Source organism: Corynebacterium sp. c24Ua_83 (assembly GCF_039907245.1).
Taxonomy (GTDB): domain Bacteria; phylum Actinomycetota; class Actinomycetes; order Mycobacteriales; family Mycobacteriaceae; genus Corynebacterium.
In genome coordinates this window covers 21,201-36,417 of sequence record NZ_JASBOI010000013.1, presented here as the reverse complement: position 1 = coordinate 36,417, position 15,217 = coordinate 21,201, and the positions used below count along the sequence as shown (strand labels likewise).

Annotated in this window: 11 protein-coding genes; 3 read left to right on the top strand and 8 right to left on the bottom strand. The window is 62.7% G+C overall.

From position 1 onward, the window contains the following. Positions 1-7: 7 nt before the first annotated feature. From QKE30_RS08305 to QKE30_RS08270, 8 genes are all read right to left on the bottom strand, one after another. Positions 8-787, bottom strand: a complete 780-nt coding sequence (locus QKE30_RS08305) for an ABC transporter ATP-binding protein (protein WP_239202572.1) — start codon at positions 785-787, stop codon at positions 8-10. Continuing rightward, positions 784-1,989 carry an iron ABC transporter permease gene (locus QKE30_RS08300; RefSeq protein WP_239202570.1) on the bottom strand — a complete coding sequence of 402 codons (1,206 nt, stop codon included), beginning with the start codon at positions 1,987-1,989 and terminating at the stop codon, positions 784-786. Before QKE30_RS08300 ends, QKE30_RS08305 begins: the two co-directional genes overlap by 4 nt. Next, positions 1,989-2,897: an iron ABC transporter permease gene (locus QKE30_RS08295; RefSeq protein WP_173362240.1), complete on the bottom strand. Its 909-nt coding sequence runs from the start codon at positions 2,895-2,897 to the stop codon at positions 1,989-1,991. Before QKE30_RS08295 ends, QKE30_RS08300 begins: the two co-directional genes overlap by 1 nt. 126 nt (positions 2,898-3,023) lie before the next feature. Then, entirely contained in the window at positions 3,024-3,920 is an 897-nt protein-coding gene (locus tag QKE30_RS08290) for an ABC transporter substrate-binding protein (RefSeq protein ID WP_239202564.1), read from the bottom strand. Between the two features lie 239 nt (positions 3,921-4,159). Beyond that, on the bottom strand, positions 4,160-5,284 hold the full coding sequence (locus tag QKE30_RS08285; RefSeq protein ID WP_239202562.1) for a cation diffusion facilitator family transporter: 1,125 nt from the start codon (positions 5,282-5,284) through the stop codon (positions 4,160-4,162). A gap of 285 nt (positions 5,285-5,569) precedes the next feature. Beyond that, on the bottom strand, positions 5,570-6,586 hold the full coding sequence (gene ilvC, locus QKE30_RS08280; protein WP_034979133.1) for a ketol-acid reductoisomerase: 1,017 nt from the start codon (positions 6,584-6,586) through the stop codon (positions 5,570-5,572). Between the two features lie 156 nt (positions 6,587-6,742). After that, complete coding sequence (gene ilvN / locus QKE30_RS08275) at positions 6,743-7,261, bottom strand: acetolactate synthase small subunit (RefSeq protein ID WP_005292872.1); 519 nt, start codon at positions 7,259-7,261, stop codon at positions 6,743-6,745. Continuing rightward, complete coding sequence (locus QKE30_RS08270) at positions 7,261-9,123, bottom strand: acetolactate synthase large subunit (protein WP_239202560.1); 1,863 nt, start codon at positions 9,121-9,123, stop codon at positions 7,261-7,263. Before QKE30_RS08270 ends, ilvN begins: the two co-directional genes overlap by 1 nt. Before the next feature lie 1,020 nt (positions 9,124-10,143). Between QKE30_RS08270 and QKE30_RS08265 the strand changes: the two genes are divergently transcribed. The 3 genes from QKE30_RS08265 to ilvD all read left to right on the top strand — a co-directional run bounded on the left by QKE30_RS08265 (position 10,144) and on the right by ilvD (position 14,814). Continuing rightward, on the top strand, positions 10,144-12,273 hold the full coding sequence (locus QKE30_RS08265) for a mechanosensitive ion channel family protein (protein ID WP_239202665.1): 2,130 nt from the start codon (positions 10,144-10,146) through the stop codon (positions 12,271-12,273). A 13-nt stretch (positions 12,274-12,286) separates the two neighbouring features. After that, positions 12,287-12,895: a PH domain-containing protein gene (locus QKE30_RS08260; RefSeq protein ID WP_239202654.1), complete on the top strand. Its 609-nt coding sequence runs from the start codon at positions 12,287-12,289 to the stop codon at positions 12,893-12,895. Between the two features lie 71 nt (positions 12,896-12,966). Then, positions 12,967-14,814: a dihydroxy-acid dehydratase gene (ilvD, locus tag QKE30_RS08255; protein WP_239202652.1), complete on the top strand. Its 1,848-nt coding sequence runs from the start codon at positions 12,967-12,969 to the stop codon at positions 14,812-14,814. Positions 14,815-15,217 lie beyond the last annotated feature (403 nt).

Genomic DNA, 15,217 nt, shown 5'->3' with positions numbered 1-15,217 from the left:
CGAGCCCTTAGCGATACGGAATCGGCAAGACACGGCCCGTTTCGGGGTCCCGCGCCTCCAGGCAGGAGATTCCAAAAAGCTGCTCCACGAGCTGCGCAGACATAACTTCCTCTGTCTCCCCCGCCGCCAGCACCTGACCGTCACGCATAGCGACGATGAAATCGGCGAAACGAGCCGCGTGCGTCATATCGTGCACGACCATCACCACAGTTCGACCTGCGGAATTGAGATCTCGCACCAAATCCAGAATCGCGATCTGGTGCGCGGGGTCGAGGTACGTCGTTGGCTCGTCAAGGAGCAGCACCGGGGTCTGCTGAGCCACAGTCATCGCCACCCACACACGCTGACGTTGACCGCCGGACAAGTCCGTCGCTGGAACGTCCAGCAGGGAGGTCACCCCGGCGCGCTCAGCTGCCTCCTCCACCGTGCGGTGGTCTTCCGCTTTTAACGACGCAAACGCACCGGTATACGGGTACCGGCCGTACGCGATAACTTCCCGCACACTCACCCCCTCGGGAGTAACTGGCTGTTGCGGCAAGAAGGAAACGTGTCGGGCAAACTCGCGCGCGCTCATCTCGTGGATCGTGCGATCGCCTAGGTAGACCCGCCCCTTCGAGATTGGTTGTTGACGCCCCAACGCTCGCAACAGCGTAGATTTTCCGCAGCCATTCGGACCTATAAGGGCTGTAACCTTCCCCTCCGGAACCTGGAGGGAAACGTCTCGCAGGACATCTGGGCCGCCGTAGCTCACCGTGATGGCCTCGGCGTGCAAGGCAGGTGTGCTCATCGGGAACTCCTTTCAACTGTCGTGGGTATTGCGCGGGCCTCCGCTGGACTACGAGATACACCCGCTGGGGTGCGGGACATCCGCAGCAGAAGATAAATGAAGTACGGGGCGCCGACAACGGAAATCAACGCACCCACAGGGATTTCGGTGGGTGCAAATGCCCAGCGGCCAAGGGCGTCACAAAAAACGACCAACCCCGCGCCAGCCAGCGCAGACACTGGCACCACTCGCCTGGCAGCACCGCCAACTAGCAGTCGAGCAGCATGCGGCACGATTAGTCCTGCGAATCCCAACACCCCCGCCGCAGCCACAGCGGCAGCTCCCAACAGGATCGCGAACAGCACCGCCACGGTGCGCCACGTTCGCTCACTGACACCTACTCCCGCCATGGCAGAAGAGTCCAGGTTCAGCATGTCCAGGTGCCTCGAGAGCACGATGGCTACCACGATGACTACCAACACCACTGGCCCCACTACTTGCGCATCCGCGAGAGTGCGGGCGTAAAGCGACCCCTTAAGCCAGGTCATCGCCGCGCCCGCTTCCGGAGCAGCCTTGACCAACAACAGTTGAGTCAGCGCGCCCAGACCCACAGAGACCGCTACGCCAGTGAGGGTAAGCCGCACCGGATCCGTTGCTCCTCGGCCCGCGAGCACCAGCACCAGGCCTGCACCCACCAGTGCACCGATAAAAGCCACGGGAGTCAGTGCCTGTGCCGGCAAGGAACCGACACTCAACAGAGCTGCCACGGCAGCCAAGCCCCCTCCTGCGGTGACACCCACAGTGTCCGGAGCTGCCAGCGGATTACGCAGGGCTAGCTGCAGCAACGCGCCGGAGACCGCCATCGCTGCACCAGCGAGGATTCCCACGAGCACACGGGGCATCCGGTAGCGCCATATGAGTTTCCCACCGGTGAAGAGGTCGTGGATCGTCTCTGCCGGGGGCTTCATGACGGCGCCGACGCTTAATCCCAGGACGATCGCGAACGCCAGCAAAGCCAGCAGCGCTGCATACACGGCTATAACGCGGGGCGCGCCGGCATTAGTACGCCGCGGCGCTATAGCAACTTCCCGCGGCGCCGCAGTATCACCCTGCGGCGCCGCAGTGTCATTCTGCAGCGCTGCAGTGTCACGCCTCGGCGCTGCAGTTCCCGGCTGGGAAACGCCCCTCCGGAGGATTCGTTTGCGATTCAGCCTGCGGTTCATCAGCGCCCACCTCCTGGTCGCAGCCGATTAATACCCCACAGCAGCAAAGGCACGCCTGCAATGGCAGTAACCACGCCCACTGGAGTCTCCGCCGGCGCCCACAGAGCCTGCGCAACGGAATCCGCCACCAGCAGAACCACCGCGCCCACCACTGGGGCGATCACTAAGCTCAATCGGTGACGCGGGCCTGCCACCCGATACGAGACGACCGCCGCCATCAAGCCAAGGAAACCAATGGGTCCAGCAGCCGCAACTGCCGGCGCGATCAACAGCACTGCGCCCACCACTGCCAAAATGCGCAGACGGTGGGGGTTCGCGCCGACGGAAGACGAGAGGGCGTCACCAGCAAAAAGCGTATCCAGCCCCCGACCAGCAGCAATAGTAAACGGCAGAACCACCGCCACAGCAATAATGCAGGGCACTACATCCGGGAAACGAACCCCACCCAAGCGGCCCGAAAGCCACGACAGCACGGTCGAAAGCTGAGCCTCATCGATGACCAAAATGATCGCGGTACACGCCGAGAACAATGCAGAAACGGCTATGCCGAGCAAAATCATCCGCTGCACCGACTGAGCACCAGTCGGATCCCCCACCGTCACACGCATCCCGATACCTACCGTGATCGCAGCTCCAAGCGCTGCACCACACAACGCCCCCGGCAACACAGCTGCGCCCGACACAGATCCCGTGATCGTCGTGCACAGCACAGCGCCGAAAGCCGCACCGGAATTCACGCCGGTGATTTCCGGATCCGCCAGCGGGTTGCCTGTAGCCGTGCGAAGCAGCACGCCTGCCGCGCCCAAAGCCATGCCGATCACCGTCGCTGCCAAGAGCCGGTCGCGCATGACGGAGTGCATCTCCCCCGCGAGTTCTGGCGCGTTAGTCGGCACCTCCACGCTGCTCATGCGCCAGACCCATACCGCAAGAATGACAGCCAATCCCAGCGCCAGCAGAATCGCTAGTTGTGTAAGGCGTGGTTTTAGCCCTCGTTGCACTTAACTTCCTTCGGTCGTAAACGCACGAAGGTGCGCCTACTTACGAGCGTTCTCCGTTTCAATGATCTGATCCAGCATTGCCTCTGCGGCCAGCGGGCCACGAGAACGGGACCAGGTGTCCTGCTCCACGTCCACGATGTCCTTCACCACATCCTTATATGGGCTGGACTTAAAGCCCTCGATGTCGTTGTACAGGTACATCCGGTCCAGCTTCATTGAGGGGAGCTTATCACCCGTCATTTCGGCAACGTCAGTCTTGGACTCGATAGCGGTACGGGAACCGTCGTAGCCGTAGACGTAGCCGGCGTCAGAAAGAAGAGAGCCTGCAAAGGAATCCTTGATCCAGGTGTAGAGAGTGCCCTTCGACCATCCGACCAGCGCTGCACGAGTGTTCGGCTTGACGAGCTTCTTTGCCTCTTCGACCTTGTCTTCGATACGCTTGCGCACTTCCTTAGCTTTATCTTCCTTGCCCAGCTTCTTTGCGATGTCATCCATGGAGTCAAGGACGTCGGTGTAGCTGGAGTCGCTGTAGGACTTCGTCCCTGCAATTTCCTCCAGCTGCGGCATGATCGATTCCTGCCGCGTTGGGCTAGCGAGGATCAGATCGGGCTCAAGAGACTGAATGACCTCCAGGTTCGGCTGCTTTGCCTGTCCAACCGATTCGATGCCCTCGAGCTTGCCCTCCAGAGTCTTCGGCCCGGCGGACTTGCCGATCTCTACAATGCCGACAGGCTTTACGCCCAGCGCCTCGAGGATTTCCTCATATCGCCAGTCCAACGCGACCACCCTTGGCTCGCCGTCTTTACCGCCTCCACCGTTGTTACCGTCACCGGCGCCACAGGCAACAAGGGCCGTGGCTCCGAGAATCGTCGCAACAAGAAGAGCAAAGGTACGGCGCAGAGAGCGACGCTGAGAGTTTCGAGAGTTCATCATTCCCCAGACGCTATCAGAATTAGGTTACCCTAAGCAAGGTGAACCTACCCTCTCAGGTCGGCTCCGGTTGCTAAGAGTTTCGTCAACCGTTAGCGGTCGTTATCGACCCAGCCGGCGCCGGCCGATATCGACCCAGCCGTTGGCGGTCGTTGTTTATCCAGCCGTTGGCGGTCGTTGTTTATCCAGCCGTTGGCGGTCGTTGTTTACCCAACCGCCCGCGGCCATTGCCTATCTATCCGCTAGCAAACGTTCTGCGAGCCCTCGTGGTTAGCGTGGCTGGCGCGCTCCACCTGAATGGTGGCGTGCGCGATCCCCCGCTCCTGCAGCGCGGCCTGTGCAGCACACAGCACCGCGGCCGGATCGCGCCCTTCCGGAACCACCAAGTGCACGGAAGCCAACGCGCTCGTGCCATCCAGCGACCACAGGTGGAGATCATGCACGTCCAGCACGCCGTCGACCTGCCGCAGCAAAGCATCAACCTCAGCGGGCCGGTAGCCCGGAGGCGCCTGCTCGAGCAGAATGCGCAAGGCCTGCATCATCAGCTGCCAGGCGCGCGGCAACACCAGTGCGGCAATCACCAGCGAGGCGATAACATCCGCATACTGCCAGCCGGTCAGAATGATCACGCCACCCGCCACTAGCACCGCGACGGAACCCAACATATCCGCCAGCACGTGCAGGAATGCGCCCTGGACATTGACCGAATGCTCCCGCTGGCGATTAAGGATCCACGCGGAAATGATGTTGGCTAGCAGGCCGATCACCGCGACGATCATCATCGGACCGGCCATGATCTCCACCGGCTCGCTGAGGCGCTGGAACGCCTCGACCACTATCCATGCCGAAATTCCCAGCACAGTGACAGCATTAACAAGCGCGGCGAGCACCTCCACCCGGCGATAGCCGAAGGTCGCCTGTGCGGTTGCGGCCCTGCGACCGATCAAAATGGCAACGACTGCGATGATTAGGCCGGCGGCGTCCGAAAGCATGTGCATCGCATCGGCCAGCAATGCGACGGAGCCGGTGATCAGACCGCCGATCACCTCTGCAAAGAAGACTGTGCCAGTGACGCCAAGCACAATGAGCAGCGCGCGCAGCGGAGCATCCGTCGGCGCGTGGGAGTGCGAATGCCCGTGCGAATGCCCGTGGCCAGAGTCGTGGGACTGTGCATGGCCGGATTCGTGCGAATGTGCATGGCCCCCCTCAGATACGCCGGCGGGCGCGGGCGCGCTGCCAGCGGTCGACGCGGGCGCGCCGCCAGCCGCAGGCGCGGACTCGCTGGAACGCGCAGAACCGTGGCGGCGCACGTCGGCACCACCACGGTCCTGTGGTTGTTGCTGAGCTACGCTTGCGGGGTCGTTCATACCCTCACTTTAGGCAGCCACATCCCTTATTGGCAACTTACTGAAAACAAAGACGGGGGACCAGAACGGCTCGCCATTGGCGGCCGGAACATGGGCTCCCCGCTAAACAGATTCCAAATTCAGAATCCATAAACTTGGAAATCTAAAGCATTCAGTTATTCAGCCAGACCGCTTTAAGCAGGCCGCTTCAGCCGAGCAGTTTCGGCCGAGCAGTTTCGGCCGAGCAGTTTCGGCCGAGCAGTTTCGGTCGGGCAGTTTCGGCCAGGCCGTTGTGACCAGGCCGCTTTAGGCGGTCTCGGCGCGAGCGTCGACCTTGACCCAGCTCATCAGGTCGCGCAGCTTGGCGCCGGTCTTCTCGATCTGGTGATCGTTGTAGGAAGCGCGCAGCTCCTCCAGCTCCTTGTTGCCACCCTCAACGTTGGCAACCAGGCGCTTGGTGAAGGTGCCGTCCTGAATGTCGGTCAGAATGTCCTTCATGCGCTTCTTGGTGTCCGCGTCGATGACGCGCGGGCCGGACAGGTAGCCACCGAACTCAGCCGTGTCAGACACGGAGTAGTTCATGTTGGCAATGCCACCCTCGAACATCAGGTCCACGATCAGCTTCATCTCGTGCAGGCACTCGAAGTAGGCCATCTCCGGCTCGTAGCCAGCCTCGACCAGAACTTCGAAACCGGTCTTGATCAGTTCTTCGGTGCCGCCGCACAGAACGGCCTGCTCGCCGAACAGGTCGGTAACGGTCTCCGCCTCGAAGGTCGTCGGGATCACTCCGGCGCGCGCACCACCGATGGCGGCTGCATAGGACAGAGCCAGGTCGCGGCCGTTGTTCTTCGGGTCCTGCTCAACGGCGATCAGGCACGGAACGCCCTTGCCGTCGACGAACTGGCGGCGAACCAGGTGGCCCGGACCCTTCGGGGCAACCATGCCGATGATGATGTTGTCGGCCGGCTCGATCAGCTTGAAGTGGATGTTCAGGCCGTGGCCGAAGAACAGTGCGTCGCCGTCGTTCAAGTTCGGCTCGATGTCCTCGGTGAAGATCTTCGCCTGGGAGGTGTCCGGAGCCAGCAGCATGATCACGTCTGCCCACTCCGCAGCCTCTGCGTTGGTCTTCACGGTAAAGCCGGCTTCCTCAGCCTTGGCGCGGGACTTGGAGCCCTCACGCAGGCCGATAACGACCTCCACGCCAGACTCGCGCAGGTTCTGGGCATGTGCGTGACCCTGGGAGCCGTAGCCGATGATGGCTACCTTGCGACCCTGGATGATCGACAGATCAGCGTCGTCGTCGTAAAAAACATCAATTGCCATGGGGAGCTTCCTTTCGTTGACTGTCTACCTTTATAGCAAACTTTATTTCATTTGGTGAGATTTTGGCGTCCACATAGTGGACTGTTGCGGGCTGTTGCCCTCTTTCGTAGGTAGTGACGCCCACCCGGCTGCAAGCTGAAGGCGTCACCAAAGAACCTAGAGATTCGCCGGATACATGGCGCGAGGACCGCGACTGATCGCAGTCGGCGACGCCTCGACAAGCTCGCGAATCCCGAACGGCTCCAAAACGTCCAGCAGAGCCTGCAGCTTCGACGGCGTGCCGGTGCACTCGATGATCACCGACTCCGGCCCAACATCCACGACGTGCGCGCGGAACAGCTTCGCGGACTCCACCACCTGCGTGCGGTTCGAGTTGTCAGCAGAAACCTTCACCATCATCAGGCCGCGGGAGACGATTGACTCCGGATCGTGGCGCGTGACCTTAATAACGGGGATCAGCTTGTTCAGCTGCTTGGTGATCTGCTCCACCACGTGATCCTCGCCCTCGACGATGATGGTGATGCGGTTGATGCCCTCAACCTCCGTGCGGCCAGAGCTGATCGAGATGATGCTGAACGCGCGGCGGGTGAACATGCCGGAGATTCGCGAGATGATGCCGTCGACGTCCTCACACAGGACGGACAGGGTGTGGACCTGTACCTTGTTCGTGCTCATTAGTCTTCTTCACCTTCCTGGGTGACCTCGTGGATCTCCGCGGGCGATTCTGCCGCCGAGGATTCCTCGTCGAACAGCGGCCGCAGGTTGCGTGCATACTGGATTTCCTCATTGGACGTGCCGGCGGCGACCATAGGCCACACCTGCGCATCCTCGCCGACGATGAAGTCGATGACGACGGGACGGTCGTTGATCGCTTCCGCCTTGCGGATGGTCGGCTCTACATCCTCTGGCTTGGTGACGCGGAACGCCGCGCAGCCCATGGACTCAGCCAACATCAGGAAGTCCGGCAGGTAGGTTTCTCCCGGCTTCAGGTTGGTGTGCGAGTATCGCTGGTCGTAGAACAGCGTCTGCCACTGGCGGACCATTCCGAGGTTTCCGTTGTTGATGAGCGCGACCTTGATCGGCAGGTTCTCCACCGCGCAGGTGACGAGCTCCTGGTTGGTCATCTGGAAGCAGCCGTCGCCGTCGATAGCCCAGACGGAAGTGTCCGGCTTGCCGGCCTTTGCACCCATGGCGGCGGGCACGGAGTAGCCCATCGTGCCGAGGCCACCGGAGTTCAGCCAGGTGCGGGGGTTTTCGTAGTCCACGAACTGCGCCGCCCACATCTGGTGCTGTCCCACGCCGGCGACGTAGATAGCGTCCGGGCCGATGGTCTTGGATAGGGTCTCGATGACGTACTGCGGGGCGAGCTTGCCGTTGGGCTGCTCGTCGTAGCCGCGGGGGAAGTCCTGCTTCAGCTTATTGAGGTAGTTCAGCCAGCCGGCGGTAGCGGGCTTCTTCAGGTCCAGGTTCCGCATCGCCTGGTGGAGTGCGGCCAGTACCTCGCGGGCGTCGCCGACGATCGGCACGTTGGCTTCGCGAATCTTGCCGATCTCCGCCGGGTCGATGTCGGCGTGGATGACCTTCGCATCCGGGGCGAAGCTATCCACGTGGCCGGTAACGCGGTCGTCGAAGCGGGCGCCGATGGTGATCAGCAGGTCGGAGCGCTGCAGAGCCGCGACCGCCGGGACACTTCCGTGCATGCCGGGCATGCCCATGTACAGCGGGTGGGAGGCCGGGAAGCTGCCCAGTGCCATGAGGGTGGTGACAACTGGGATGTCGTTGGCTTCTGCAAATTCCAGCAGTTCTGCGTGCGCTTCCGCCTTGATCGCGCCGCCGCCGACGTACAGCGTCGGGCGCTTCGCCGCACTTATCATGCGCACGGCTTCCTCCACCTGGCGCGGGTGCGGGCTAGTGACCGGACGGTAGCCGGGCAGCTCGTATTTCGGCGGCCAGTTGAACTCCAGCTCTGCGTTCTGAACATCTTTCGGGATGTCCACCAGTACCGCGCCAGGGCGGCCGGTTGCGGCCACGTGGAAGGCCTCGGCGATGGCGCCGGGGATGTCCTCGGGGCGGGTCACCATGAAGTTGTGCTTGGTGATCGGCATGGTCACGCCGCGAATGTCCGCCTCCTGGAAGGCGTCAGTACCCAAAAGACCCTTACCGACCTGGCCCGTAATAGCGACCAGGGGCACCGAGTCCATGTTGGCGTCGGCGATGGGGGTTACCAGGTTCGTTGCACCCGGGCCGGAAGTTGCGATGCACACGCCGACGCGGCCGGTGGCCTGGGCGTAGCCGGTGGCGGCATGGCCGGCGCCCTGCTCGTGGCGGACGAGGATGTGGTTCAGCTTCTCGGAGTCGTACAGCGCCTCGTAGAGCGGCAGCACAGCACCTCCGGGCAGGCCGAATACGACATCGGTGCCTAGCTCTTCTAGGGAGCGGACTACGGCTTGCGCGCCGTTAATTCGCTCTGGCCGCTTGCCGCGGGGGTTGTTCGCCAAGGTGGCGGGGCTGGGTTGCGAGCGTGATGTGTGTGTCACGTTTTCCTTCGCTCCTTGAGTCCTTGAATCCGTCCTGCCTTCAATTCTCTGCCCCTTCACTTCCCAGTTGCCCGCCGCCGCGCCACGCGCCGCAACGCAGCGCAGTGCCACGCGCATCAGCGCCACGCATTGCCACGCGTCGCACGCCGCAGCGCTCGCGCCTCAGCGCTGCGCATCAACGCAGCGCCACGCAAAGCTCTGCAGTGCCCCGCAGTGCCACGCGCATCAGCGCCACGCATTGCCACGCGGCGCACGCCGCAGCGTTCGCACTTCGGCAAGCTGGCGTCACCAGGAAGCGATAGAGCCGAAAATCTTCGGTGTGGAATCGCTTGTTCGGTTAGGTGCATGTCCTCCACACAACAAAAGCCCCCAACTTGCCGACGCTGCTGCGTCAGTTGTCGGGGGCGCCGTGTCGAGCTCGACGAGGTAGCTAGTGGCGCCCCTCGATAATGAGTACTCGTACTAGTTGCGTGAATTCCATGGCTCTAAATTTAGCGGCTTCCGTGAAAGTAGTCAAGCCGTTGACCACTCGTTTCCCAAAGTATGATGCCCCCGTCTCACCTACTGGACAGCTCAAAACGCCCCCGACCTGTACTTCATCCCACCCGCGCCCCCGGTCTCCCTCCGGTTCCCCCACCCCGATCCCCTCCGGTTCCCCCTCCCCGGTCTCCCCGGCTCCCCTGAGCTTCCCCCTCCAGTTCTCATCCGCGGCTTCCCTCCAGTTCCCCTCTGGCACTCAGCCTCAGCGCAACCGAAACTCCAATGCCCTCCCGGTCGCCACGTACCCGGCGGCGCGATTACCCCGGCGACGCGGTCACCACGGTCGCTCCGCCGCAGTAGTCACGGTCGCCCCGCAGCTCTGTAGTCACGGTCGCCCAGCCGCAGTAGCCACGGTCGCCTCAGCGCGCAGAGCGCGCACCTGAACGCGAGCCGTGAATCCCGATGGAATCTTGCCAGAATTCGGGCAGAATCCTGGCGGGGCGCTCGCCCCGGCCGTTTCCGGGACTACGGTGGGGAAGCATGTTGAAGTTCTATGCTTTCCAGCTCTGGGAATGGGTGGTCGTCCACGGCCTTCCCTTGACTGCACTGGTCATTATCGCAATTTTGATCCCCCGCGTGGGGCGTTTGGCGATTCGCATTGTCAGCAACCGCTTCAATGAGGGCGAGGAGGCCACCAAATCCCGCCTCGCCCTGGTCGGAGCGTTGGTGTACGTGCTGCAGGCGATTGCGTACTTCGCGATCATCATGCTGGGACTGACGAACCTGGGTGTACCCGCCATGGGCGCCGCCCTGCCCGCAACCGTCGTCTCAGCTGCTATTGGTTTCGGCGCACAGAACGTGATCGGCGATTTCCTCGCGGGGTTCTTCATCATCTCGGAGCGTCAGTTCGGCGTGGGAGACTTCGTTGCCTTCGACGGCACGTCCAGTGACATTTCGGGCACGGTTGTGGGGCTGACGTTGCGCGCGACGAAGGTCCGTACTGCCTCCGGCGAGGTGGTGACCATCCCGAACGGCTCCGCGGGTGTGATCACGAACTATTCACAGGATTGGTCTCGGGCAGTGGTGGACTTGGCTGTTCCCCTCCAGCCGGGCGAGTCCATGTCGCAGCTGACGGATCGCGTGGAGGCCACGGCTGCGAAGGCACTGGGGGATCCAACTATCGCCGGGGACGTCACTGGCGACCTGGAGGTTTTGCCGGCTACGGACATCGTCGCTCCTACTGCGGCGGGTCAGTCTTGGCAGGTTAATTTCCGAGTCATGGTCGTGGTGAACCCGGCGCGTCAGTGGGCTGTGGAGCGTGTTCTGCGCTCGGCTTTGGTGAATGTCTTCTGGGACCGTTATGACATGCCGCGGGTCTTTCTTGATGGTTCTGACGCCCACTCCTCCCCCGCTGCCGATCCCAGGAAGGCTGTGGCAGCGGATTCCGCGCTGGCGCCTACGGAGGTCTTGCCCGCCCAGCACGGCCTGCGCAACCGGTCAGCTTCAGTGGCTGATGGTTCACAGAGCGGCTCTGCCGAAATCGCTGATTCAGTGAACGGAGACAAGGCGAAGGGGTCCGCAGCGGGGAGCGAGGCTATAGCGGCGCACGGAACCGCGTCGGCGCAGGAAACCGCCGCCATGGACACTGCCGCTATGGATGCCGTGCAGGCTGAAGGGGCTGACCGGGCTGGCCAACTTGCACAGCCCGGCCAGGCTGCACCGGCTGACGCGGCTGCTCCGGCTGACGCCTCTGGCAAAGCTGACGCGTCCGGCACGGCTGCACCGGCTGACGCGACTGCTCCCACGGCCGACGGCCCTGGAGTCCGTCCCCTCGACAGCGATGGAACCATCGGGCGGACGCAGTCGGTTCCCTCGCAGCACGGCCAATCCGCCGCAGACGCCACCTCCAGCTCTGACGGCGAGGACGGCACGGCAGCTGCCGCAAGCGGTGCAGGCCGCGCCGGCGGCGCAGGCGGTGCTGGCACTGGAGTCGGCGTGAAAGACAGTCAAGAGAATGCCGGTGAAGAGGATGCCGACGAAGAGAAGGAAAAGCTCCAGGGCATCTGGCGCAACGAGGAACACTCGTCCAAGTTCAAGAGAATCATGAGCGTCGGCGGCCGCACCCGCCCCTCCACCACCGGGCTGATCCTGGCACTGCTGCTAGTCGGCGGCTTGGCGCTGGCCTCCTCGAACCCAGAGGGCGGAGACGCCGGCTGGCTCTCCCCCGACTACTGGCGCGACCGCCCTTCCAACAGCGCGTCCACTGAAGACCCCGAGACCTCCGAAGCAAACGATCAATCCGGGGATAACTCCACCGATCAGAACAACCCCACCTCTGACCCGAGCTCCGACTCAAACGCTGAAACAAGCACTGGAACAAACCCTGGCACAAACACCGACGCAAACTCTGACGCGAATAGCGGCTCAAACTCCGGTGCAAACTCTGATCAGACCGCCAACCCGAACCCCGGCGGAAGCGACGGATCACCCAACGGGACAGCCAATGAGCCGAACAGTAACTCCAATGACAACAGTCCCAACAGCGGAAATGGTGGCGTCCAAAACAACTCCAACAACAGTGGCACCGGCGGCAACACTATGAACGGCGCTGCACCTCGCGCTATGGGTGCGACGAGTACGCCCAATGCAACCGACACCACCCACGGCTGATTAAATGAACACCATGAACTCGAAGGTTTTCCACCCCAGCCGCGAACACATCCTCGGCGGGTTCGTCATGTTCCTGATCTGCTTGCTATTCACGGGCTATAAGGTCGCCTGGTTTTTCTGGGTTCCGCTAGTGCCACTAGTGTTTATTCTGTGGACTTTGTGGGTGCGAACCACCGTCACCGACAAAGCCATCACCACGCGCTACCTCTTCCGCGCAGGCAAAACCATGCAATGGGAAGACTTCCGCGCGCTCCGCTTCAACCGAGCAGGACGCGCCTACGCCGTAGACAACCAAGAGAACACCATCTGGCTACCGGGCGTGACCTTTAACTCCCTGATCGACCTGCACAAGGTCAGTGGCGGACGTATCCCCGACCCCGTCAGCCCAGCGCGCGCAGCCACGGACGACAAAGTGCAGGTCGTCAACAAGGACGGCTACGCCGTGCTCATGGATAAGGACGAGTACAAGGAATACGAAAAGCAGCGCCGCCGCGAAGCGGGAGTCGACGCGCCAGACACCGATACGCCCGGTACGCCGGATGTAGGCGCGCACAATTCCACCGCGCAGAGTGAGCACACGCCCGGCACCGACGCACAGGACAAGGGCAACTCCGGCAGCTAAACGCCGAGAATATAAACGCAAAGAATATACACGCCGAGAATACGAACGACGAGAAGAGAGCCGAAAACAGCATGAACGCCATCCCATTGAGATCCGCCGTCACCACCCAGGGACGCAACGCTGCCGGCGCCCGCGCCCTGTGGCGTGCGACAGGCATGACGGATCAGGACTTCGAAAAGCCCATCATCGCCATTGCGAACTCGTACACGCAGTTTGTACCGGGCCACGTACACCTGAAGGACGTGGGAGACATCGTCGCAGACGCCATCCGCGAAGCTGGTGGCGTTCCTCGCGAATTCAACACCATCGCCGTCGACGATGGTATTGCTATGGGACACGCGGGCATGCTCTACTCGCTGCCTAGTCGCGAAATTATTTCTGACGCCGTCGAGTACATGGTCAACGGCCACGCCGCCGATGCGCTGGTGTGCATTTCCAACTGCGACAAGATCACGCCCGGCATGCTGAACGCTGCCATGCGTCTGAACATCCCGGTGGTGTTCGTCTCCGGCGGTCCGATGGAGGCCGGCAAGGCCGTGGCCGTTGACGGTGTTGTGCAAGCTCCGACGGATCTGATTACCGCCATCTCCGCCTCTGCATCCAACAAGGTCGACGCACAGGCACTGCTGGAAGTTGAGTCCGCTGCCTGCCCGACGTGCGGCTCCTGCTCCGGCATGTTCACCGCCAACTCGATGAACTGTCTAACCGAGGCGCTGGGCCTGTCCCTGCCGGGCAATGGTTCCACCTTGGCAACTCACGCCAAGCGGAGAGACCTGTTCACCAAGGCTGGCACCACCATCGTTGAACTGTGCCGCCGCTACTACGGCGAGGGAGACGCCTCCGTCTTGCCGCGAAACATCGCCACCCGTGAGGCCTTCGAAAACGCAATGGCGCTGGACATGGCCATGGGCGGATCTTCCAACACTGTGCTGCATATCCTCGCAGCTGCCCAAGAGGGTGAGGTCGATTTCGACCTGCACTCTATCGACCAGCTGTCCCGCGAAGTGCCGTGCCTGTCAAAGGTGTCCCCGAACTCCGACTACCACATGGAAGATGTCCACCGCGGAGGCGGCATTCCCGCCATCCTCGGTGAGCTTTACCGAGCAGGCAAGCTGAACGAAGGCGTACACTCCGTTCACTCCGCCACGCTGAAGGAATGGCTGCTGTCCTGGGACATCCGCTCCGGCGCTGCCACCGAGGAAGCCATCGAGCTGTTCCACGCCGCCCCCGGCGGAGTCCGCACGACCGAGCCATTCAGTACTGAGAACCGTTGGTCCAGCCTGGACACCGACGCAGAGGGTGGCGTCATTCGCGATGTGGAACATGCGTACACCGCCGATGGCGGTCTGGTTGTCCTCCGCGGCAACCTCGCCGAAGACGGCGCCGTAATCAAAGCCGCGGGTGTTGATCCGTCGATCTGGCACTTCGAAGGCAAAGCGCTAGTCGTCGAATCCCAGGAAGAAGCCGTGCGCGTGATCCTGGACAAGAAAGTCAAGCCGGGCCACGTGGTAGTCGTACGCTACGAAGGCCCCGCCGGCGGACCGGGAATGCAGGAAATGCTACACCCGACCGCTTTCCTCAAGGGCGCAGGGCTTGGCAAGGAGTGCGCGCTAATCACCGACGGTCGATTCTCCGGAGGCACGTCCGGCCTGTCCGTCGGCCACATCTCCCCTGAGGCTGCTCACGGCGGCTTGATTGGCTTGGTCCGCGACGGGGATCCGATCACGATCGACGTTCACGAGCGCCTTCTGCAACTGAACATCTCCGACGAGGAGATCGAGCGCCGCCGTGCCGAAATGGAAGCTTCCGATAAGCCCTGGACTCCCACCACTCGTCAGCGCAAGGTCACCAAGGCGCTGCGCGCTTATGCCGCGATGGCAACCTCCGCTGACCGCGGAGCCGTCCGCGAGGTGAAATAGCCACCGCGCCCCAGCAGCCAGCGCGCGGGGCCATAGGGCGCGTGGCCGCACGCTGCAGCGGTCGTGTGCCCTCCGCATACTCCAGCGGGCGCTTGCCTCAGCCGGCGGTGCTGACGGTTGATCGGCGGCGCAGACGTCCCGCACAGCCGGCATCCCCGGGTCGCGGCCTCCCGCACGGCCGTAGTCTGGAGGGCATGCATGATTCACATCTCCAGCCCGATGCAAAATGCGCAGACACCAATGCAGTCGAGGCTGACAGTGCCCGCGGTGGCTGTAACACCGGCGGCACCAGCGCTGTCAGCGGTAATGTCAGCGGCCACAGCGCTCGCGGTAGCAGCGCCTGTGATTGCGCCAGCAGCGGCGCTCGCGGCGGCGACGACGCCAACAGACGCGGCGGCAGCGT

What these genes read in the sequence shown, in the direction of transcription:
- QKE30_RS08305 (WP_239202572.1), bottom strand. Translation starts at nt 787, where the DNA reads ATGAGCACACCTGCCTTGCACGCCGAGGCCATCACGGTGAGCTACGGC.
- QKE30_RS08300 (WP_239202570.1), bottom strand. Translation starts at nt 1,989, where the DNA reads ATGAACCGCAGGCTGAATCGCAAACGAATCCTCCGGAGGGGCGTTTCC.
- QKE30_RS08295 (WP_173362240.1), bottom strand. Translation starts at nt 2,897, where the DNA reads ATGAGCAGCGTGGAGGTGCCGACTAACGCGCCAGAACTCGCGGGGGAG.
- QKE30_RS08290 (WP_239202564.1), bottom strand. Translation starts at nt 3,920, where the DNA reads ATGATGAACTCTCGAAACTCTCAGCGTCGCTCTCTGCGCCGTACCTTT.
- QKE30_RS08285 (WP_239202562.1), bottom strand. Translation starts at nt 5,284, where the DNA reads ATGAACGACCCCGCAAGCGTAGCTCAGCAACAACCACAGGACCGTGGT.
- ilvC (WP_034979133.1), bottom strand. Translation starts at nt 6,586, where the DNA reads ATGGCAATTGATGTTTTTTACGACGACGACGCTGATCTGTCGATCATC.
- ilvN (WP_005292872.1), bottom strand. Translation starts at nt 7,261, where the DNA reads ATGAGCACGAACAAGGTACAGGTCCACACCCTGTCCGTCCTGTGTGAG.
- QKE30_RS08265 (WP_239202665.1), top strand. Translation starts at nt 10,144, where the DNA reads ATGTTGAAGTTCTATGCTTTCCAGCTCTGGGAATGGGTGGTCGTCCAC.
- QKE30_RS08260 (WP_239202654.1), top strand. Translation starts at nt 12,287, where the DNA reads ATGAACTCGAAGGTTTTCCACCCCAGCCGCGAACACATCCTCGGCGGG.
- ilvD (WP_239202652.1), top strand. Translation starts at nt 12,967, where the DNA reads ATGAACGCCATCCCATTGAGATCCGCCGTCACCACCCAGGGACGCAAC.